Raw genomic sequence first — 20743 nt, forward strand, 5'->3', positions numbered from 1 at the left:
TGCGAACTAACGCTCCATTAGCGGTAGTCGTTGTCGAGCACGATTGCCGTGGCAGGGTCGGCCTCGACGTAGCGCACCTCTGCTGTGGCATTTGCGGCGAGCGCTGCCTCTGTGTCGAAGGATTCTTCGTCGTAGCTTTGGTCGCCAAGAGCGATGTACATCTCGCTGTCGACCTCGTAGCTGAACTCGAGTCGCACAAGTTGAACCGTGTGGCGGCCGGAGCGGCTCGACTCGACGACGGTGTTACCGGTGGGCACAGCTTGCGTGACGAGACCGTTTTCGATGATCTCTGCCCGACCGTCATGCTTTTGCGTCGTCAGCACACCAACAATCGCGATGATTGCCAGCGGGATGACAAAGAACTTGACCAGGTTCCAGATGGGCCTGCGTTTGCTCGACTGAGGCGTTGGTTTGTTCGGCTGAGGCGCTGACGAAGTGTCGCTCATGAACTGGTCTCTCTGTCGCTGCCGGGCGCACAATCTGGGCGCGTGGCGGGCGTTTCCGACCACTCAAGCATGTGCCAATTCATAAGGTAGCAATGAATAGGTACCGATCAGCGACGCTGAGGGACTCTGCCAGAGTCTCAGGCCGTCGTGGAGACCCGAGCGACCGAGATCACGAACTCGCCGAGCCTGAGCTGGGCGGCAGCACCGACGGGTTCGGCCTTACTCGGCTCGACCACGACTTCTTCAGACTGCGGATGCCGCAGGTGCACGCCGTTCGTTGAGTGCAGGTCGTGCACGATCAGCTCGCCAGCAGGCGTGAGATGTAGTGCGGCGTGAGTCTTGGACACCGACTTGCTCGGGTCAATGACGGGCAGCAGGGTCGCATCCGGCCACTGCGGGTTGATAGCAGGATCTCGGCCGATGAGCGTGCTGCGATCGAGCGCGACGTGAGTGCCGTCGGGCAGCGTGAGAGACCAGATCAGCACTCCACGAGGGGCGGCAGCAAAGCTGGTTTCTTCGCTTATCGCGTCGCTTATCGCGTCGCCTATCGTGGGCTGGTAGACAGCCGCACTTGGATTCTCCGTTGCCGGTGGAGGCATCTGAAGCGCACGGTGAGCAGCAGCTGGAGTCACCCCGTGCGCACTGACGGGAAAGAACGCCGGTGCATCGCCTGTGTTGGCGGGCCTGGAAACCGGCGGCTGCGGCATCCGGAAAGTTCCTGAATCTATGAGCCCTGGCGGCAACTCAATGACATCGTCGTCGTCCTCGACTTCACGCTGAATAGGCTTTTCAGGCTCACGCTCGGGGACCATGCCGGGAGGAGGAACGATGAAGTCGCTCTCGTCTCCAGCATCCATCCGCGCGAATCTCCTCGTCATAGCCTCAGAAACGCAATGTTAACTCATTCGGCCGACGGTTGGGAGGCTCACCAGGCTTCGAGAGGTGCTCGAGGTTTACTCCGGGTACGCGAAACAGCGCCTTCGCCTTCTCGGCAACGTTGACTGCCTGCAGCGCAGCCGGTGCTGACTAGGTACTTGAGTCCTGATCTTCCCAGCGCGAGGCACGAACGATGGAGTCGAAGAAGTCGAGCATGACCTGTTCGAGGTCGACGAATACGGTTGAGAAGACGACGAGAATAACGCGCTTCGTCTCAGGAATCGTCAGCCAGTACTGCGCCACGAGCGTCGGCAGCGCGTCTCCAGCGTCATCTTCGTCTGCGGCGGCGACCTGCCGAATGTGGTGCGTACGGAGCACCTCTGAGTCTGTCGTAGCGAAACGCGCCACGGTCTCGGGGTGCAGGTCAGGCATTGCGGCAATCCCAGCCTCAAGAACGCGCATCACTTCGGCAGGGGCGGTTCCGACAGCGGGTGTCATTCCGAGCGGCGGAAGGTACAGAGTGAACGATGCCGAGAACGGCACGCCTTCGATCACATCGAGTGCGACTGTCATCGACTGGCCGTCGCCCTCAATCGCGGCCGCGAGACCATCGAAGAGCTGACGCCGCATGCCATCTCTCAACAGCGAGTGTTCGTCTGCTCTCCCTACTCGCGCGTCGATGAGCCGACGAATGGATGCCCGCGCCGACTCTTCATCGTGCAGCGGCACCTGCCACCACTCCCCTGGCAAAGCGAACTTCAACTCGGGTAAGGACTTCTGAGCCAGCTGAAGGTCAATCATCGTTCGGCTCGCTCCATTCGCCGTAACGGGCCTCGAGCGTGGACGCGGGAGCGATCAGGCTTGTGAAGGTATCTTTGGCGCCGAGCAAGCCGAGTTCGTCGATCACTGGGCCTAAGTCGTAGCCATCCTCCGTTAACGTTGACGCATCCGGCGGCATCGGACCCTCCGCAACGGACAACGCGATATGGGCTGGGCTGAAAGATAACGATCGCCACACCGCCTTGAGCGCTTCATCCACCACTAGAGGCAACTCGTCTTCGGGCAACTCTGAAACGTAAATTTTGACCGAGTAGACCTGCCGAGGACCGTCGTAGTAGGACCCTCCGAGCACACCCGTTATTGTCGGGACCGCCTCCATCAGCGCGGCGCGCACATCATCGTTTTGCTCCTCCTCCGATGGCCCTGTGTAAATCAACCCACAGGCCGTAAGCATCGCTACCGCCAGAACTGCGACGAGAGCGGCAGCGCTCAGGCGCATCCGCCTCGCGACACCACTTGTCCGCTGCTGAACCGTCATCACTCTGACCCCTCGTATATAAAAACGCGCTCGTATTCGGAGAAGAACATTGCCTGTTCTTGTTTCTGAGCTAACACCCGCGGGTCGCTGCTGCTGTCGACCATCGCATCGGCCGACCCCGTGTAAGCAGAGGAGCTATGCGCAAATACGGGTTTTCCGGTGGCGGGGTCGATGGGAGCATCCGTGCTTACGGTCACCCAGTGTGGTCGCTGGGTGCCTCCCGACCAAGGCGAGTCCAAAGTTGGAACAAAGTCGCCCTCGTGCTGCACGGATATAACGGACACACTCTCGGGAATGTCCATCAGGTCGATCGGAGAACCTGACGTGAAAACGGCTTGAATGTTGAAGGGGCTCAGTGGGTCTGCTGCCATTTTTCCTGCCAGAATGCCGCCCTGGCTCCATCCGCTCATCATTACCGGATCGCCCGGAAGTACACCCGCGTCCATCATCGCCTGGGTTACGGCACGCTCGTAGGCCGCTTGCTGGGTCGGAGCGAGCATCAATGAGAGATTGGAATCGAGATCATTCATCGCGCCCTGATCACCTTGAGGCTTCCATGCCCCCTCAAAAGCGCCATTAACTTCTTGCCAGTCCTGGGTGCTCGGCAGCAGAACGCGCCACCCGAGACGGTTTCCGTGCTCGTCGAGGATCTCGACGATTTCGACGACGGTTGAGTCAGCCATGCCTTCGCCGTCCAGCTTCGCGTTGCGCGTCATGAGATCTTCGTAGTCGCGCGCCGGCTTCTGCTCCTGCGGTGGGCGCCGCACCATCTCGGGCGTGGGACGACGCTCTTCGTTTGAGAGGCGGATCGCTAGCAGGGCCGAGAGTCCGACTGCGTGCGCGAGCACAACCCCTGGCATCAACACCTGCAACAGCGCCTTTTCGGGCGGAAGATTGGCCAAAATTTCCCAGAACAAAGCGACGACAGTGTTCACCCAGACCGTGAGCTCCACCACTGCCATTACGAGCGCTTGGAGCGGTTCTAGCACCCCTGACAGAACATCGGTCAGCCACTGACCGAGGATGCTCTCGCCACCAGGGAGCGATTCGACCCACGACGAGACATGATCGCGCAGCGTGTCGTTCATTGCTTCAAGCGCAGGCTCGATCGCCGCGATTGCGAGCCGGGCGGCTTCGTCACGATAGTTGGCGGCACGTTCGTAGGCTGCGCGAGCATCCACCACACCAGCATCGAGTTCATCGACATGGCTCTGAGCCTGACGGAGCTGCGATGAGACCTGTTCGTACTCTGTTCCGGTTTGCGGCCCGTAGAGTCGATTGGAAAGATCTGAACGAAGATTCTCATAATACGGCAATTCAGCCGCGGCCGCGTCAGCCAACTCGATGGCATTGCTAGCGGCGTCTTGCGCCTCACGCAGGCTCACCGCATATACAGAGAGCGCCTGCGCTGTCGCACCATAACGAGGCTGAGCTCTGGCTAGCCGCGCTGCCGCGCTCGACGAACGCTCGGACAAAGCCGTAACCGCCTCGCCCGCGCCAGCAACATCCGAAGCGAAATTGTTGAGTCTCAGGGTGGTGTCTGTGATTGCATCGGCAATGGTCAGGTACCGCTTGCCATACGAGGCGAGAGCTGTTGGGTCACCCGGGAGGGCGAGAAGATCAGACATCACCCCCCTCCATTGCGTGAGGAATTCATGAGGGGAGGTGCGGGGGTCGGTATGGGCGTGGGCAGGGGCTCTGAACGATAGGCACGCAGCGCCGCCGGCGACCGATACGACTCGACGGTCTCGGCCAACGACTGGTCAAGCTCCCTCATCGTGTCGTGCACGCTCTGGACAGCCCCTGCGATCTGGCTGAGCTCCGTGATGAGCTCTGCTCGGCGAAGGTTCCATTGCGAACCGAAATCTTTTACTGTGCCGGCCAAACCATCATGGCCACACAGTTCAGCTACAGCCTCACTGAACGCTTCTGCCAGCCCAAATTCCGTCTGCACCGTGGCCATTGTCGACTGCAGTTCAGTCAGCTTGGCAAAGTCGATCTCAAGATCCGCCATGGCATTCCTTTCCTTTGCAGGTCCTTAAGCTAGCTGCTGCTCAAGCGCGCACGCACGCATGCGTACATGCATGCACTCGAACGTCACAGCAGGAGGCGATAAGAGGGCCGCAACGGAACAACCGTTGCGGCCTCACATCTCAGAGTGCCTCGAGGGGGACTATCCGCGAATTGCGTTACCCAGCTCGGTGTCAACCTGCGAAAGCTGGTCAGCGGCGGTGGTGAGGAACGTGCTCATGCCGTCCAAACCGGTGACAGCCTGAGTGGTGCCCTGCGTAAAGGTTTCGTAGGAGACCTGGAACGCACCCGACGCCGAGTCGGTGACAAAGCCACTCTCTACGAGACCGTTAACGAGCGTCTGAAGCTCAGTCAGCTTCGTGATGAGTTCGTCCTTGCCGGAGATCAGACGACCCGCGGCATCCGTCATTTCTGAATAAGTTACGTTCATGTTCGCCATAGCTACTCCTCAGTTCACGTGTGTGGTGGGCCGGTCGACCTCAACCCCATTTAGACAGTAACGACTGCCTACGAAATTGCACATGGGTAGGTCTCCCCACGTGTGACTATTCTTCAGAAACAGTAGCAGCGAGCTCAGAGAAATGCTCGCGAAAGCGTTCGAATCCAACCAGATCCGTTGTCGCGTTTCTCAGCACAAAGAACCCTCCCTCAACTTCGAAGGCGTACGTAGCCCGCAACGTGACGATGTGAGAAGCTTCCTCGTCGAACGGCGCGTGACGCACGCAGAGCACACCCCGCAGTCCCGAGGTCGTCACAATCTCGGTGAGTGTGGGCTCGCGAATGACATCGGGGTCGCGGCTTCCCGCTATCTCTTCAACAGGAGCGTCGCCCACTGCGGATCGCGGGATCATCTCCCCCTCCACATAGTGCACAGGCCCGTTGAAGGACTCCAGAAAGATGTAGCTGGCTTGCACTCCGCGCGCGGCAGTGTCGGTGGCGATCAGCGAAAGTGCGCCGACCAATGCCTCCGATTCGTCGCCAGAGAGTTTTACACGCGCGATCTCGACAACCTCGTCGACCAAAGCCTGCGCCCACACCCGAGGCGTGCTGTATTCCTCAAGCGGCCCGCAGGGAGGAACGCCGATCCAATCGTCGGGGTATCGGACAAAAACGCTCATTCGGCGGACTCCTTCGATGAGAACGAGACACTCGACATCAGAGCGTCACAGAGAAATTCAAGAGCTTCGACGATCTCGGCGGAGTCGGAAGTTCCAGGAACAAAGAGACTGGCAGTGAAGGTTATCCACGGCTGTCCTGGAGAGGTGGGGCTGACGATGTAGTTAACTAACCGGGTTGCGGGAGCAGTGAGTTCGCCCGCCTCGTCGTAGTGCGCGAGGCGATCGGCGACCACGCGCACAGCCAAGACTCCGCCCACAGTGACAGCACGCGACCCCGCTGAAGCCGCCGACAGCGACAGAAGCGTGTCGTGCACTGTCCCCCCAGCAGCCGGTTGTTTCGGCAGCGGAGCGACCGCAACAGAGGCAGGAATATGGATGCCCGCAGTCTCGCTAATCGGCAACCACACTTCCCACACGCCCGAGTCTTGAGACTTTGCCACAAGATTCTGCAGCATCGCCCTCAGTCGCGCACGTGCGAGGTCACGTTTATCGGGCGCGACTGTCTGCATGACGTGAGTCACGATGCTCTTCACCTCGTCAGAGGCGCGCGCATCCATGTGCAGCACGACCCATCCCGGAGGCAGAAGCACTGCGATTCGCGGCGCCGCCGATCGAGGCAGAGCGTTCGTGGTGGTTCCATCGTTGGCGGGCGGCGTGAGATCTGTCATCGCGAAACGTTCCATTCTGCAGTGCCACCTAATTTGTGAATCCGGATGCTTATTGTCGCGATCGCCGCAATGGTTCCTGCGGCCAGCGCCACCCACAGATACTCGAGCGCATAAACATCGTTATCGCGCGAGACCACGCCTAGCGCGCATTGCACCGAGATTAGCGCGATCACCATCGCTATAGCCACGATCAGAGCCCAAGCGACCGCGAACCAGACCGGCAAAGCGTTCTCCGAAAGAGTGGAGAGCACGCATGCGCGATCTACTTCGCACCGTTCGATCTCTGCGTCGGACCACGTGGCGAGCGCAACGACGCTGGCCGCGAGTGTCGTTGCCACCGAGACGCCTCAAACGCTCCCGCCGCGAGACGTCCTTTGCTCTGCTCGCCCCGGCTACCGCGACAGAGGCCTCCTCAGCCTTCACCTCAGGATCCACTCACTGGGACCATGAACTCGATGAATGCGTTTACTCAGCGTGGCGACAGCGAAAAGTGTGAAAGCGGCGAGAATCACCCAGATATATTCGAGGGCCAAAATTGGCTGCCCTCGATCGAAAACTCCGAGTAGGCAGATCCAGGAGACCACTGCCACGGTGTTCGCGTGTCTGGCGATCCAAAACGGAGAAGTATAGAACTGTCCCCGAGCGCGAGACTCACCGGCAGAACTAGGTGCCCACCAACGGACTGGTTTCCAACAAATCACCGTCGCTGCGATCACGATAGCGAGCCAGCCGAAGGCGAACCAGACAGGCAATGCGTTGTGCGGGAGGATCGACACCACACAGGCAATAGCTTCCTCGCACCGCTCGATTTCGCGCTCTGGCCACGTCGCCCTCGCGATAATCCTGCCGGTTGCAGATCCGGCCAGTAATACAATTGTAAAACCGACAGCGGAAAAAACGAGCATGCGCCCGGCTCTCAGCGCAATGCGTTGCCCCCTCGCAGTTCTCGCCTCCGCACGGACCCGCTCGACAGTCCTCATCTCGTCCTTCGGAGGAGGAAAAACGACGTTCAAGAGCAGCACAGCTGCGATGGCCAGCCCCCACAACCCCCCGATCAATACCAGTGCTCCATCAGTCAGCACCACAGACGCAGTACACCCGAGGTCACCCTCACAACCAGCAATACCCGTGACCGGCCAATACCCTTCCCTCACTAAGGACTGCGCAAGGGCCGCTGTTGCAAACGGCAGCGCGATCGCCCCTGCGACGCCAAGCAAGATGACTCCCAGATGCTCACGCAGGAGGCGTCTGAGCGCATTGAGCGGAGGCTGTTCTACTTTCACCGGCCACCGCCGAGTTTGCGAGCCTCTAGACCGTTCGCCGGTGAAGCCTGCGTCTTTCTACCCGCCATCGTGGACACCCTTTGACCGTGGGTGCAGCCCGCGCTGCCTCGCCCGCCGAACAATCAAAAACTCCGTCACGCTCGACAACTGAGCACGGGAGCTTGGCATGCCGTCGGGTCGCACGCCGCTGACGCCCGTTAACGCTAACCGTGTCGTCGAACCCATCACCATTCCCCCGGCCCCTTTACACCATGGATGCGAATGTTAACCATCGTTATAGCCACAATCGTGCCGGCGGCTAATACCACCCACACGTACTCCAATGAGTAGACATCGTCGAGGTCCGTGTCTAGCCCGGTGATGGAGAGCAGTGCAACAAGTCCGATGATTATCGCGTAAGTTCGAATCCAAAACGGCGACGTGTACGGCCGCACTTTGGCACGTCGTGCTTCGCTAGTGGGAGGTGAGCACCATCGCGCAGGTTTCCAGCAAATCACCATCGCGGCAACGACAATCGCAACCCACAAGAACGCCACCCAGACAGGGAGCGCGTTTTTGTCCAAGATCGAGATCACGCACAGCGGGTCTTCCTCACAATTGTCGATACGCGACTGCGGCCACGAGAACAGCGCCACAAGAGCCATGATCGGCGGCACGAAGAACAGCGCGAACATGAAAGTGAGGGTTGACGTGACAAGCGTCCAACCGACTGCAAAAGCAATCTTCTGATCGCGGCTACCTTTCGGCGCAACCTTTCTTTTGTGCACCACTTTTAGCCCATCTGCGGGCATCGGCAAATGCCTACTCACGAGCCCGATCACGATGATGGCGATGATGGCGATGAGCCACAACGCACTACCCCAGACCAAGACACCGTCAGTTGCAACTGCCGACACCGCGCAGCCCAAGTCACTTCCGCAACCTTGAAGCTGCTCGGATGGCCATAGGGAGGCGAGCGCAAGACCCCGCAAGGTAGACCACACGGTCGCACTGCTTCCAGCGATAAGAATTACCGCCGCGACAGCGTAGAACGTCCTGCGGCTCGTGCGAATATTTCGATCCAGATTTGATCGCCGGGTAGTCAAGAGTGACGTACCCGCAGGGAACCAATGGGAATTTTCACGCTGCGCATTGCGGGACTCATCGTGGTCCTTCCGCGGACGGGGCGGGTCATGGGGTTTTCCTAGAGGGCCACTCCGCGGGCCCCTGAAGCCCGCGCAAACCAATGCTGAGCGTGCTTAACGCAATTATCGTCGCGCCCAATACAACGACCCACAAATACTCGAGAGCGGTCACGCTGTTATCGCGCCACACAATTCCAAGACTGCACCGTGCAGCTACGAGAACCAATGCGATGGCGTGGTACCGGATCCAGAACGGTGATGTGTAAGGGAACACCCTAGGTCGCTTTTTACCTCGACCCGGCGCAACCCACCACCGCGCCGGCTTCCAGCAAATTAAGAGCGACACCAAGATTACCGTCGCCCATGCAAACGCTACCCACACGGGCAATGCGTTGGAGGGCAGCAGGGAGATCGCGCACAACTCATCGGCAGTACAGCGACTGATGTCTGCTTGCGACCACGTTGCTGCCGCCACCAGCCCGGCGGCAGCAGGAACCACGAGAAGAAGGGTAGAGAATCCGATGGTGGAAACCATGAGCGTTCGTCCTACAGCAAGCGCTATGCGTTGATCCTCGGGTGTCTTCACGGGTGCGTTGAGCTGCGCCACAGTTTTCTTGGCGCCAGAAGATGCTCCTTTTTTCATCCCCACGACAAGCAATGCGACGACGCCGAGCAGCCATAAGGCTGCGGTCCAGATCGGTATCGCGTTGGTGCCCACCGTCGCCGCGATGCAGACGAGGCTTCTATCACAAGCATCAATCAGCGCTGTAGGCCATATCCCTAGACGTACGAATTCGTTGGCAATCCCCCAGACGAAGAGGCTGCCAATGAATACGCCACAGAACGCCAGAAACATCTTCACACGCACGCTAAATCTGCGTTGCTGCGCTAAATGCGAGGGGAGCTTCTTCTTCCCTACCAATTGTCGCCCCACCGCCAACCCGAGGGCTCGAAGGCTGACTCGACTTGCGGAATCAGGTTTGCGAGCGGCAAGAAAAGATTGTTCACAGCTTCCGTTGCCACAACAACATGTTTGAAATTAGTCGTAGCGATGTGGCTACCCGTGGCGAGTGCTGCGGAAATCATCGGGACGTTCGCCATTGCCTCGAGTTGCACAGCATGCTTGCCTACGATTGCTGTGCGCAAATGTTGAGCGAGAGTTCTTGTCCCGGAGATTGCCTTAGAGCCTTCTGCGAGAACTCGAGCCTCGGTAACACCGAGGTCAACTCCTATCCCTTTCGACACGTGGCTCATCTTCAGCGCGAGGCCAACAGTCGACTTCGTGGCAGCGATCGCGGACCTCGCGGCCAACCCCACGCCAGTAAACGTAACAACTGCCAATACGAGGCTGGCAACGACTTCGACCAGCGACTTCGTTCCGGCCGCGCCTTGAAGCGCAGCATTCGCCACCTCGACGAGGGTCGCAACGGCAACTATCGAAAACAAGACCGCTAGAGCAATCAAGTTAAGTCCGGGGATGAACAACACCACGAGCATCGCTATCGAACCGACTAGACCTATGACGAGCACCACGTTGTCGATTACCGTCTCGTTCTCCCGGATGAACTGAACGGTGTTGTCCCAAAACGAGTCGTTCAGGCCGCTGCTCTCCTCAACGTCGTGGATGGAGGATGATGCAGTAGCGGCAGCAGAATCTCGGTGCTCGATTGCGCTTTGAAGTCTCGCGATCGCGTTCTCGAGCGCACCATCGTGCGATTGAAGCTCCGCATACACTTCGGTCCGGCGCTGTTCGTAGTACGACTCCAGCTCCGGTGACAAATCGGGCTCACGAAGCCGAGCTTCATACAATTCAGCGTCCTCCACGGATGCGTTTGTCGCCGATCGCGCGACTATGGCAGCATCCAGAGCATCGACGGACCAGGTTTGGGCCTCGCGAAGCGGTCCCGCATAAGTGCTCAGCGCCGCTGCTACTCCTTCGTAGCGCGCCTGAGCCTTATCGAGCCGCGCCGCAACCTCCTCGGCCTGCTGCATGATGGCCGCGACCGCCTCGCTAACGCACTCGTCGGCTCCTGCGATGCCGCGAAGGTTGGTTGCCGCGTCCTCTAAAGTGGTAGCGATCGTCGCGTAATCCGAGGCCGCCGAACTCACCACCGTTGGATCGCCCGGAACCGGGTCGTGATCGAAACCGACAGGTGCCCAATCAGACGGCCGCATCACACCATCCCCCGGTTCACCCGAGCCGCACCGCTACTCGCGGAACTAGGTTGCGGATCAGTAAGAGCCTTGCCCAATTCACAGTCAGCCGACTCAAAGCCATCTGCTACCTCAGTCATGTTGTCCCGAATCGTGTCGAGCTGCTCGACTAGCTCACTGCGGCGGAAGTCCCAGTTGTTCACAAAGCCACGCACCTTATTGGCAAGACCGGCGTGCCCGACCGCCGCAGCAACGTCATCGATGTCTTGACTTGATCGTGTGAAAGTCGCGCTGACGCGCGCAACCTGAATCGCCGTCGCCCGAAGCAGATCGGTGTCGACAATGAGCTGGTCGGCTGCCATGATGAGGTCCCTTCGTAAGCGCTAACTGTGACAATACTTGAGGCAATCCCACTAAAGCGATGGGGAGCGCTGCCCATCGCGCTCTCACAGCAGCGGAAGCTGCACACGAGATACCTTGCCGCGCGCAATGAACATTCCCCGGCCAGCAGGGAACTCACTGCGACTGCCGCGCGGAAGCGGTGTCTTGAGCAGAATGTCGCCCTCGATCGAGTCGGGCTGCAACAGCAGTCCCCGTCTCGCGTTTTTGATTTCGGCGAACAGCGGCCATGAGGCGTTCCACGACGTTGTCTCTGCCTCGGCTACGAGCAAATGCTCGCTGCGCTTAACCGCCTTGACCAATTCGACGATCGCGGCATCAGCGGGAGTCTGCAAGAAGTCAGAAATGTTCTCGATGAAGACAGAGATCGTGCCCTCGGTTTCCGGATCGCTGACTGCGGCAGAAAGATCCTTCGCCAGCGCCGCGACCTGTTCCACCGTTGTCGCCGCGCTCGTCCATTCGAGCGCCCCGGCCAAGCCCGAGCGAGCGTTACCGAGATAGTAACGGCGGGCAGTCGTGTCATAACGAGCGACCGAGCAGGCGAGCCACTGGAGCGCATTGCTTCGCCCACTCGCGGGTGGACCAGAGATCAGAAGCGTTCCTGCCGGCTCTAAACCGACTGCTTCCAAGGCCTCATCGCTGACGCCGAGCGTAACCTTGGTGTCGACACGATCCGGAAGCGACGATGCGGAGTATTCCTTCGGCAACGCTCGGATTGGGTCGACCGGAGTCACTCCCGCGCGCAGCATCGACTGCGCCAACTTCTCCGCGGCTGCAGATTGTTCTGTCATCGAAACCGACCCGCCAAGAACAGCGACTTGCGTCTCTCGCCCGTCGACAATCGCGCGGCCGGGCGGCGACGAGGCGCTCAAGATGTCGCTCGGCGCGTCAAGCAAGCTGTAGCCCGTGTCATCCGCTAATCGCAGAATAACGCGACGCTGGATGCTCGCCCCCACCGATGAGGGAACAGCGCCCGGACGATCAGCAGTGAACGCCACGTGGATGCCCAACTGGCGGCCATCGCTCAGAATGTCCTTGAACACGTCGTACCAGACCGACCGGCCACTAGCCACTTCCCAGTCCTCACGAAACGACGGGAAGCCGTCGATCAGTAATAGCACGCGCCGCTCTGCCGGCGAGTTGGCCAAAGTGCGGTAGTCGGTGATGCTCGATGCGTTCGCCGCCGCATACCGAGGGGCACGCGATTCCAGCTGCGCCTTCAAGTAGCGGAATAATCGGATAACCCGCTCTGAATCATCCCCGTTAATAATGGAACCAACATGCGGCAACGACTCCAGCATCCGCAAACTGCCGGTACTGAAATCGAGACCGTAGACCTCGACGGGTCCACCTCGTGGGGTGATCGCCGCGGCGTTCGCTAACGTGCGCAACGCAGTGCTCTTACCCGACCCACCAGTTCCATAAATGGCAATATGGCCGTCTACGTCTGGCAAGAAATACACCGGCAATTGTTGCTGTTTAGTGGGTAGATCAGCAACGCCGATCAGCAATTCGCGGTCGGTCCGTTGACGAAGCAGCGACAAATCGTAGACGGATGCGATCTCATCAAGCCAGGGGCGTCGCGGCGCCGGAATATTTGCCGAGGATGCGGCAGCAACAATCGATGACACCAGTCGTTGTTGATCGGTGGGGCCCAAATCGCGTGACTCCTCAACGGCCGCAACTCGCGGTTCTTCCCACGGTGCGTCACCGCCGAATCGCAGTTCAGCGACATCGACACTCGGACGTTCTGGTTCACGCGAGGTCCAACCGCCGGCATACCCGGATTGGAATTGCTGCAAGCGGCCTGGGCCTGTCTTGGCAATGCCTCGACCAGGAATGGACGGGTCAAAGTGTGCGGCAGATTTTGTGCCGATGACATCACTGCTGTCCGACTCGTCCGCCATACGCAACGCCACTCGAAGGTTGGTGTTAGCGCGCAGATTGTCTTTGATCACACCTGCCGGACGTTGCGTTGCCATGATGAGGTGGATCCCCAGCGAGCGCCCCCGCTGAGCGATGTCGACTACACCGTCCACAAACTCAGGCACCTCACCCACGAGAGCAGCGAACTCGTCGATCACCAGCACGAGAGCTGGCGGGCTCTCCGGGTCGCCACGTTTCTCCAGCTCCAGAAGGTCTTTCGCTTTCTTGCGGACAAGCAGGTGCTCTCTGAAATGAAGCTCTGCTCTCAAACTTGTCAACGCGCGACGGACGAGATGAGGGCTCAAGTCGGTGACCAAACCAACACAGTGCGGCAAGCTCACGCAGTCGGCGAACGCGGCACCACCCTTGTAGTCGATAAAGAGGAAAGATACTCGATCGGGGCTGTACTCGGCAGCCATTCCCAAAACCCACGCCTGCAAAAACTCGCTCTTGCCGGAACCCGTTGTTCCGCCCACCAGAGCGTGTGGGCCCTGCGTACGCAAATCGAGATGCATCGAATCGATCCCCGCGCTTCCCACGGTGGCCCGCAACTTGCCCGGTCGACGCTTGCTAGGGCTAACGCCAGGAGTTCGATCGTGAATCGACTCGTTCTGGCGCCACCTGTCGACAACCGCATCACTGGCCTCAACCAGCTCATGACCTAGTACCGTCACCAGCGAAATCGATCGCGGCAGATCACTATCGTCGACGACGACCGCTCCAGCATCAACGACTGGCGCCATTCTGCGAGCAAACTCCAACGCGGCATCCGCGCCTACGAGCTCTACTTCAACATCGGTAATCACCTCGCCCAAGCGCACGAGACCAGCGGTTGCATAGGGCGCATCCGCGAGAACATGCAGATAGGTGCGGCAGACCGCGGGAAGCTCGTTGACGGTTGTTGCCATCCACACGGGGAACACACCGGCATCAGCACCTCGTTCTGCCAACTGAACAATTCTGGCCCGATCTACCGCTACGTCGTTGGAGATGAGCACCACAATTGCGGGAACCGGAGACTTGGTGCCCTCCTCCGACGCATTTTCGCCGACCTCAGCACCTCGTTCCAATGCGGCTCGACGCTGCTCCATGGCCCCACGACGACGTGCCTTGGCATCCTTGAGCCGCTGATCCACCACTTCTTCGAGCGCCGACAGCAACACCACAGAACTAGACGAACTGTCAGCGAGATGGCTTCCTTCGAGCGGACTCTGTGGAGACGAGGTGTGAGGCATCCATTTCAACCAACCCAACTCCCGCGACCACTGCGGAGTCACCAACGCAGCAACAACCAGTTCAGCAGGAGAATGAAGTGCCGTCAGTTGTACAACCAGACCGTTCACGGCTCCCACGGTGTCAGCGAGCTCACCGGCTACGCCAAGCGCCCCCGAGTCAAACAAGTTGTCAACAATCGGTACGCCGGAAACACGCTCATGATCTGAAATGACGACATCGAGGCGCTCCTGAAACTCGGGCAAGAGATCACCGCGCGAAGCGGAATCAACAACGTTTCGGGACCGCATTGTTCCGACACCCAGTCGGATATTCAAGAACGACCAATGCTCGGCCCGGCGCGTCCACGTAAGAGGACCGCGACGCATCGCCTGATCAAGCATCTCCGCTGTCGACGGAGACTCCGCAAGGCGTGCAGCTCGCTCGGTCACTTTCTCCGCTGCTAGTTGCTCCGACAGGGTCTCCAAATGCATGTCGAATTTGGCGATCGCTTTCTTCAAACTTCGTTTGTTCTTCGACTTGTTCATGAAGTAGTTACCGATCAACATCATCGGGGACATCAAGACGAAAAGAAGAGCAGCTGGGCGGTCAAAGATCAACCACATACTTACACCCAGCAACACGGGCGCAACCATCGCCAACCACGGGAACGTCGCGTCATCTTTCTCCGACGGCACCTCCGGGGCAGAGAAGGTACGGCCGGGGTAACGAGTCTCGACCCGGGGCGAACGGTTAAACATCACAGGACCCGGCCGCTGCACCAGGCCTTTCGACGCCACAGATTCTGCCACTGTGATCTGAAGTTCAGAATCCCCCACCATCACGACTTCAGATTCCGCGACGACGAGCCGGGGAACTAATCCGCCATCGACTACGACGCCGTTTGCAGAGCCAAGATCGACCACCTCGACAACGTTCGACACTTCCAGACGAACGTGACGTTTGGAGACCAAAGGATCGTTGAGCACGACGTCACAGGAAGAGTCGCGCCCCAACGTCGTGGAGCCCTCGCGCAGGGCAAACTCTTTGCCGACATCCGGACCACTCAGCACTCGAACTCGCGCGACCTGGGGGGAATCTCCCGCACCATTGGCCGAGAAATATACTCCGGCATCGGCGAGCTCTACCTTGGCGCCCGAGCCGACCCACGCCTCACCGATCGCCGCATCCGGTTGTAAGACCAACCACTCGTCGCGCCCCGGCAGCGCTGCACGAAGAGTGAGCGGGCGATCATCGGCTATCGCGCCCGCACGCACGGGATCGACCCGAGCGATTGTTGACGCAATGTCAGACACACTCGCGGCCGCATCCGTGGTGATCACGATGTCGTCGTCAGGCTGTGTCGCCCTGTTGAGAGTGAGTTTCAGTTTCACGAGTCTTCTCTCTTCGTTGAGATTCTTGAGGCCCAATCTCTGGCCGAACGGATGCGGTAGCGACTAACAATTCGGCGTCGCTTCGTGAGGCCAGCCCGGCCAGCTTCGATCGCTGCTGTCGTGGTCGACCACGCTTCGTCACTGCGTTCCGCTGAGATCTCTTGGCCGGAGAACACGGCGTCGTCAGTCAATACGGCGATTGGTCGCAGTGTTGTCACTTGACTGGGCTCGGCGGTGGTGTCCGCCGCTCCCTCGGTCGGGCTGTTCGCGTGCTCCACGAACGCTCGGTGTTCTCCACCGATTTGGTTTTCGAGACTTTCAGCGACCATCACGCGGGTTGCTTTCTGGGGAACGTCGTACCCGAGCTCTGAATATTGATCGACGAGCTCTTCCCACGCACCAGCGACCTGATCGTGAGCTGCCTTGGCGTCACGACGGCGCCGCGCCCGGCGAAGTTTGTAGAGTCCGATGATCAGTAGCGGCATGAAAATGATCATTGCCGGAATCAACAGGCTGAGGCCTACCGCATATACCCATCCCGGAATCGAGAAGGCAACTCCCTCATCGTCTTCGTCGCTCTCCTCCAACTCAACCGGCGTCAGCAGGTCTTCGGCATCCGCCTCAACACGTGGTGGTTGGCGCACTTGAGGTTGAGGCTCGCTCTGCGGTTTCGGCGTCTGATCTTGAGGAATATCGGTCTCATCCGGTGTCGGATCGAAAACAACCCACCCCACATCGTCGAACGCAACCTCGACCCACGCCGTGACATCGCCGCCGGTGACTTCGGCAGTCTGACCGTCAACGATCTCTGGCGCAAAGCCCATAACTACGCGCGCTGGGTACCCGAAGCTGCGCGCCATCAGGGCGAATGCCGAGGCGTACTGCTCTTGATCGCCGACCATCTGGTTGCGTTCAAGCAGGTCGGTGATTCGGTCAGCACCATGCCCTGCACGTGATGCAACAGTGTCGGATGCTCGACCGTGACTCAAGAAACCCGTTGTCGTTAACGCGAGACGGATCGCTTCGAGTTGGGCAGCAGGCGCCGTCGCATCGGCGGCATACTCCTGAGCCTTCGACGTGACGATGTCTGGGCTAGACGAAACCGGAGGCAGCTCAACAGCAGCCACCGGCACATCAGCCAAATCTTCGATCGAAACTACCTGCTGAAGCGTGGCATCGATCGTGTAAGAGTCACCCTCGCTCAGTCCAGCAGTGAGCACCGCGGTGCCAGTTGTCGCGTTGTAGCGGAGGCTATCGGTGGAATCGAGGGCAGATCCCGCCGTGAAATCAAGATTTGTCGGATACCCGATGCTCGGCATCCAGACATCCGCATACTCCCCCATAGTGAAGGTCACATCGGTGCGACGCTCGGGAGTCACAAACGACTGAGCTGGCAATTCGCGCCCCACCAAACTGAACGTGCCAGAGCCATCCGCGCTCGACTCCGACCCCGTCACATTCCACAACTTGCCCGTAAACGAGTCAAGCGTGGCGAGGCGTACCGTGTCGCCGGCTTTCAGACCCGACACCGTAAACAACACATCGTCTGTGACTTGCTTGGTGTAATGACGGAACCCGGCCAAAGGGCTCGGATACTGCAGCGGGTCGAACGGCGGCTCGATCTCATCCCGCAGCACAAAGCGTTGATCCTGGGCGGGGGCGATCCACCAGCCGGCTCCCCCACCGAGAAGCACGGCTGCCGCAAGCACGACAGCGGTTCCCGCGATCTTGCGCGTGCGCATCCGTGTGGCTCCGGCTTGCGCGATGTTGTCGCCGCCGGTGCGATGCCAACCCAACCAGAGGAGGGCGAGCACGGCAAAGCTGACGCCTCGGATGCCAGCTTGATAAGGATCGTCGGTGCCGATCAGGATGCTCGCGACATAGATCGCCAACGGGCCAAGCAGCACAATGCCGAAACGCCATGCCGAACGGCGTGCCCGCGCCAACCAACGAACCGCGAGCGACGTGGAGACGAGCGCTACCAACCACGTCGCGAAATAGGGAACGACAGTGATGTGCTGAGGCGCCTCAATCGGAGTCTGGAGTGTGACGATATCTGCCCACCCATAGACAGTACCGATGGCAATCGTCGACAGGGATTGAAGGGTGGGCAGCACAAAGAGAGGGGCCTGCTGGGGAACTGCAATCGCGGTGCCGCACAAGAAGTACGCCACGACAGCCACCACGATCGTCGTGACAACATTCACTCTCAGGATGCTCGCGACGATTCCAGTGGCCGCCCCGAGAACAAGGCCGCCGATCGCCGGCAGCAAAAAGCTATAGCCACCAAATGAGGGCTCAAACCCGAGCAATCCAATGATGGTGAGTGCCAACACGATGCTGACATCGGCCCACGTTCGCGCACTGAGGGTCCGTCGCACCGAAGGCTGCTTCGTTGTGCTCAACCGCCCAACCCCCGCACGAGCTTCGAAAGGTCAGCAAGATCACCGATCGTGATCACGGTCAATCCGGCTACAGCAGAAATTGTGGGCTCAGCGCCCTCCACGATGTGAAAAGCGACCTGACTGGTGTCTTGGCCGAAGAGCGACTGAACACTACGAAAATCGGCCGTACTCATCCCCGAGCCAGCCACAATCATGACGACGCTGGGTGCCGGGAGACGGCGTGTTTGTTCGCGAGCGAAACTGCGCACCGTGTCGACTTGATTGCCATCTGGCTCGATGCGGCAGGAGGCATCCAGCATTGACGTCACCGTCTGGGTGCGCCACAGCCCCGTTTCGCTGACCACATTCATTTGAGTTCCGTCGCGAATGACCTGCGCCGCGATCGATGCGGTCACCGAAATGGCCAGCTCAAACTCAGCCTCAGACGCATAAAGATCGCCGCGTGATGCATGGATGATCGTCAGTTGTGACCGACGCGTCTCCTGAAACTGTCGCACCATCAGCTGCCCGATCCGCGCCGAGGTGCGCCAGTGAACGTAACGGCGATCATCGCCAGGCACATAAGGCCGCAGCGCATGAAACGCAATGTCGTTGTTGGTGATCTTGTTCGATACTTGACCTTCGAGATCTCGCACCAAGCCCGCAGCAGAAGGCACAAGGCGAACGGTGCGCGGATGCACGAACAGATCCACCGCATCCGCCCACTTCAGCGCTCGGCGCAGCAACCCGATCTGATCGCCGCGCACTGACTCGGCAGGACCAGCAACGATCACTGCGCGTTTGGCGGTAGGTACTGCAAACAGCTCTTCGTGCACGTCTTTGGGTTTCATGGCAGGGAGTTGAAATTCGGCAACTCCTTGGCCCACGGGGAGTTCCATTCGAATAGGAGGCAGTGCTCGTGAGCCAACATTGGTGACGACCATGCGGCCCAGGGCACGATCGCCGACGACGACACGTCGGGGGTTCAATTCCACGACGACCCCATACGACGCGCGGCCGAACAAAAAGGCCACACTGACGACGACCGCGGCGAGCAGCACTGTGCCGAGGAAGGTGAACTCTTGCCACCCAAAAATGACACTCAGTGCTAACGAAACAGCGGCAAGCGCCAACACCAACCAGCCCAGGGGCGTAACAACGCCAACGATCGGGCCGACCACTCGGGCCACTGCGCGCACCGCAGGGGAAACGACCGCTGTCGTTCCACGCAGTACACGACGCGTTGACTCCACTGCGCGCGCAAGCCACCGAGGCACGGGGGTGTGCATCGGTGACGACGAGCCGAGGCCCGAATCTGTTCGCGCCGCCGAGGCGCGCTCGTCTCCGGCCCGCTGCTCGGGGATCACAGAAGAATCAGTAGTCATAGAGAGGTGCTGGCTGTTAGGAAGCGCGGTAGGCGGGAGGTTCGATATCGACCAGAATGCGATGAATGACGTCTTCGGCCACAACCCCGGCAAACTCAGATTCGGGGTCGAGGATGACGCGATGCGCGAGCACCGGCACGGCCAGATCCCTAACATCATCGGGGGTCGCATAGGTGCGCCCCTGAGTTATCGCCCACGTCTTAATGGCGCGGGCGAGTGCCATTGCCCCACGCATACTCACGCCAAGAACGACATCACGGTCTTTACGCGTCGCTTCGACGATGCTGTTCAGATACTGCATGACCGACTCGTCGACAAAAACCTCGGCGGCCAGCGCTGCCATCGCTACGATCGACTCCGGTTTGATAATGGGCGAGACGAGCGAGGCGCGAGCACGAGTTCCCGAATCCATCAATAGCGACACTGCCGTCTTACTATCGGGATACCCCAACGTGGTTTTGATGAGAAAGCGGTCGAGTTGCGCCTCGGGCAGCTTGTAGGTACCGGCTTGCTCAACAGGGTTCTGGGTGGCAATCACCAAGAACGGTGCACCGACGGGATGACCTTCACCGTCGATCGTTACGACGCCTTCTTCCATCACCTCAAGCAGCGCACTCTGGGTTTTCGGGCTGGCTCGGTTGATCTCATCCGCTAGAACGATCGACGCAAAGATTGGTCCGTGATGAAACTCGAACTTACCCTTCGACTGGTCATAGATTTGCACGCCCGTGACATCCGACGGCAGCAGGTCGGGCGTGAACTGGATGCGTGACGTAGTGCCGTCGAGGGTGTTAGCGAGCGCCTTTGCCAGCACGGTCTTTCCCGTTCCCGGATAGTCCTCCAGCAGCACGTGCCCGTCAGAGATCAGGGCCGTCAGCACGAGACGAATCACGTGGTCCTTGCCCACAATCGCCTTATCGACGTTGCTGATGAGTTTCTGGAACGCGGTGGCGAACCAGGTCGCTTGCTCTTGGCTTATGGGCATTCTGAAGGGTCCTTTTGCTTACTCGGGGTTCCGGGCGACA

18 protein-coding genes are annotated in these 20743 nt (G+C 59.6%); all 18 read right to left on the reverse strand.

Annotation, left to right across the window (positions count from 1 at the left end; all coding sequences use genetic code 11):
- Window positions 1–17 precede the first annotated feature (17 nt).
- Window positions 18–446 (reverse strand): DUF3592 domain-containing protein, encoded by a 429-nt coding sequence (locus tag I6E56_RS03925; RefSeq protein WP_197136185.1) that lies wholly within the window; start codon window positions 444–446, stop codon window positions 18–20.
- A gap of 137 nt (window positions 447–583) precedes the next feature.
- The gene (locus tag I6E56_RS03930) at window positions 584–1303 is read right to left on the reverse strand and encodes an FHA domain-containing protein (RefSeq protein WP_197136186.1); all 720 of its coding nucleotides are present in this window, start codon (window positions 1301–1303) and stop codon (window positions 584–586) included.
- A gap of 169 nt (window positions 1304–1472) precedes the next feature.
- Entirely contained in the window at window positions 1473–2123 is a 651-nt protein-coding gene (locus tag I6E56_RS03935) for a hypothetical protein (RefSeq protein ID WP_197136187.1), read from the reverse strand.
- A complete protein-coding gene (locus tag I6E56_RS03940) occupies window positions 2116–2640 on the reverse strand; it encodes a hypothetical protein (RefSeq protein ID WP_197136188.1) in 525 nt (174 codons plus the stop codon). Before I6E56_RS03940 ends, I6E56_RS03935 begins: the two co-directional genes overlap by 8 nt.
- A complete protein-coding gene (locus I6E56_RS03945; RefSeq protein ID WP_197136190.1) occupies window positions 2640–4268 on the reverse strand; it encodes a hypothetical protein in 1629 nt (542 codons plus the stop codon). Before I6E56_RS03945 ends, I6E56_RS03940 begins: the two co-directional genes overlap by 1 nt.
- The gene (locus I6E56_RS03950) at window positions 4268–4654 is read right to left on the reverse strand and encodes a hypothetical protein (protein ID WP_197136192.1); all 387 of its coding nucleotides are present in this window, start codon (window positions 4652–4654) and stop codon (window positions 4268–4270) included. The genes I6E56_RS03945 and I6E56_RS03950 overlap by 1 nt, the downstream gene beginning before the upstream one ends.
- 159 nt (window positions 4655–4813) lie before the next feature.
- Complete coding sequence (locus I6E56_RS03955) at window positions 4814–5110, reverse strand: WXG100 family type VII secretion target (protein ID WP_129071847.1); 297 nt, start codon at window positions 5108–5110, stop codon at window positions 4814–4816.
- A gap of 106 nt (window positions 5111–5216) precedes the next feature.
- Window positions 5217–5789 carry a hypothetical protein gene (locus I6E56_RS03960; protein ID WP_197136194.1) on the reverse strand — a complete coding sequence of 191 codons (573 nt, stop codon included), beginning with the start codon at window positions 5787–5789 and terminating at the stop codon, window positions 5217–5219.
- Window positions 5786–6457, reverse strand: coding sequence for a hypothetical protein (locus I6E56_RS03965; RefSeq protein ID WP_197136195.1), 672 nt, complete (start codon window positions 6455–6457; stop codon window positions 5786–5788). The genes I6E56_RS03960 and I6E56_RS03965 overlap by 4 nt, the downstream gene beginning before the upstream one ends.
- Window positions 6454–6795 (reverse strand): hypothetical protein, encoded by a 342-nt coding sequence (locus I6E56_RS03970; protein WP_197136196.1) that lies wholly within the window; start codon window positions 6793–6795, stop codon window positions 6454–6456. Before I6E56_RS03970 ends, I6E56_RS03965 begins: the two co-directional genes overlap by 4 nt.
- A gap of 1169 nt (window positions 6796–7964) precedes the next feature.
- Entirely contained in the window at window positions 7965–8636 is a 672-nt protein-coding gene (locus I6E56_RS03975) for a hypothetical protein (RefSeq protein WP_197136197.1), read from the reverse strand.
- A gap of 274 nt (window positions 8637–8910) precedes the next feature.
- Window positions 8911–9726 carry a hypothetical protein gene (locus I6E56_RS03980; protein ID WP_197136198.1) on the reverse strand — a complete coding sequence of 272 codons (816 nt, stop codon included), beginning with the start codon at window positions 9724–9726 and terminating at the stop codon, window positions 8911–8913.
- A gap of 53 nt (window positions 9727–9779) precedes the next feature.
- Window positions 9780–11039 carry a hypothetical protein gene (locus tag I6E56_RS03985; protein WP_197136199.1) on the reverse strand — a complete coding sequence of 420 codons (1260 nt, stop codon included), beginning with the start codon at window positions 11037–11039 and terminating at the stop codon, window positions 9780–9782.
- On the reverse strand, window positions 11039–11380 hold the full coding sequence (locus tag I6E56_RS03990) for a hypothetical protein (RefSeq protein ID WP_197136200.1): 342 nt from the start codon (window positions 11378–11380) through the stop codon (window positions 11039–11041). The genes I6E56_RS03985 and I6E56_RS03990 overlap by 1 nt, the downstream gene beginning before the upstream one ends.
- Window positions 11381–11464: 84 nt before the next feature.
- Entirely contained in the window at window positions 11465–15949 is a 4485-nt protein-coding gene (locus tag I6E56_RS03995) for an FtsK/SpoIIIE domain-containing protein (RefSeq protein WP_197136201.1), read from the reverse strand.
- A complete protein-coding gene (locus tag I6E56_RS04000) occupies window positions 15946–18330 on the reverse strand; it encodes a transglutaminase domain-containing protein (RefSeq protein WP_197136202.1) in 2385 nt (794 codons plus the stop codon). The genes I6E56_RS03995 and I6E56_RS04000 overlap by 4 nt, the downstream gene beginning before the upstream one ends.
- A gap of 20 nt (window positions 18331–18350) precedes the next feature.
- The gene (locus I6E56_RS04005) at window positions 18351–19718 is read right to left on the reverse strand and encodes a DUF58 domain-containing protein (protein ID WP_197136204.1); all 1368 of its coding nucleotides are present in this window, start codon (window positions 19716–19718) and stop codon (window positions 18351–18353) included.
- Between the two features lie 16 nt (window positions 19719–19734).
- Window positions 19735–20703 (reverse strand): MoxR family ATPase, encoded by a 969-nt coding sequence (locus I6E56_RS04010; protein ID WP_197136205.1) that lies wholly within the window; start codon window positions 20701–20703, stop codon window positions 19735–19737.
- Window positions 20704–20743: the final 40 nt, after the last annotated feature.

The organism is Salinibacterium sp. NK8237, assembly GCF_015864955.1.
Lineage (GTDB): Bacteria > Actinomycetota > Actinomycetes > Actinomycetales > Microbacteriaceae > Rhodoglobus.

Excerpts from the sequence above, each read along its gene's own strand:
- I6E56_RS03925 (WP_197136185.1), bottom strand. The coding sequence starts at position 446 with ATGAGCGACACTTCGTCAGCGCCTCAGCCGAACAAACCAACGCCTCAG.
- I6E56_RS03930 (WP_197136186.1), bottom strand. The coding sequence starts at position 1,303 with ATGGATGCTGGAGACGAGAGCGACTTCATCGTTCCTCCTCCCGGCATG.
- I6E56_RS03935 (WP_197136187.1), bottom strand. The coding sequence starts at position 2,123 with ATGATTGACCTTCAGCTGGCTCAGAAGTCCTTACCCGAGTTGAAGTTC.
- I6E56_RS03940 (WP_197136188.1), bottom strand. The coding sequence starts at position 2,640 with ATGACGGTTCAGCAGCGGACAAGTGGTGTCGCGAGGCGGATGCGCCTG.
- I6E56_RS03945 (WP_197136190.1), bottom strand. The coding sequence starts at position 4,268 with ATGTCTGATCTTCTCGCCCTCCCGGGTGACCCAACAGCTCTCGCCTCG.
- I6E56_RS03950 (WP_197136192.1), bottom strand. The coding sequence starts at position 4,654 with ATGGCGGATCTTGAGATCGACTTTGCCAAGCTGACTGAACTGCAGTCG.
- I6E56_RS03955 (WP_129071847.1), bottom strand. The coding sequence starts at position 5,110 with ATGGCGAACATGAACGTAACTTATTCAGAAATGACGGATGCCGCGGGT.
- I6E56_RS03960 (WP_197136194.1), bottom strand. The coding sequence starts at position 5,789 with ATGAGCGTTTTTGTCCGATACCCCGACGATTGGATCGGCGTTCCTCCC.
- I6E56_RS03965 (WP_197136195.1), bottom strand. The coding sequence starts at position 6,457 with ATGACAGATCTCACGCCGCCCGCCAACGATGGAACCACCACGAACGCT.
- I6E56_RS03985 (WP_197136199.1), bottom strand. The coding sequence starts at position 11,039 with ATGCGGCCGTCTGATTGGGCACCTGTCGGTTTCGATCACGACCCGGTT.
- I6E56_RS03990 (WP_197136200.1), bottom strand. The coding sequence starts at position 11,380 with ATGGCAGCCGACCAGCTCATTGTCGACACCGATCTGCTTCGGGCGACG.
- I6E56_RS04005 (WP_197136204.1), bottom strand. The coding sequence starts at position 19,718 with ATGACTACTGATTCTTCTGTGATCCCCGAGCAGCGGGCCGGAGACGAG.
- I6E56_RS04010 (WP_197136205.1), bottom strand. The coding sequence starts at position 20,703 with ATGCCCATAAGCCAAGAGCAAGCGACCTGGTTCGCCACCGCGTTCCAG.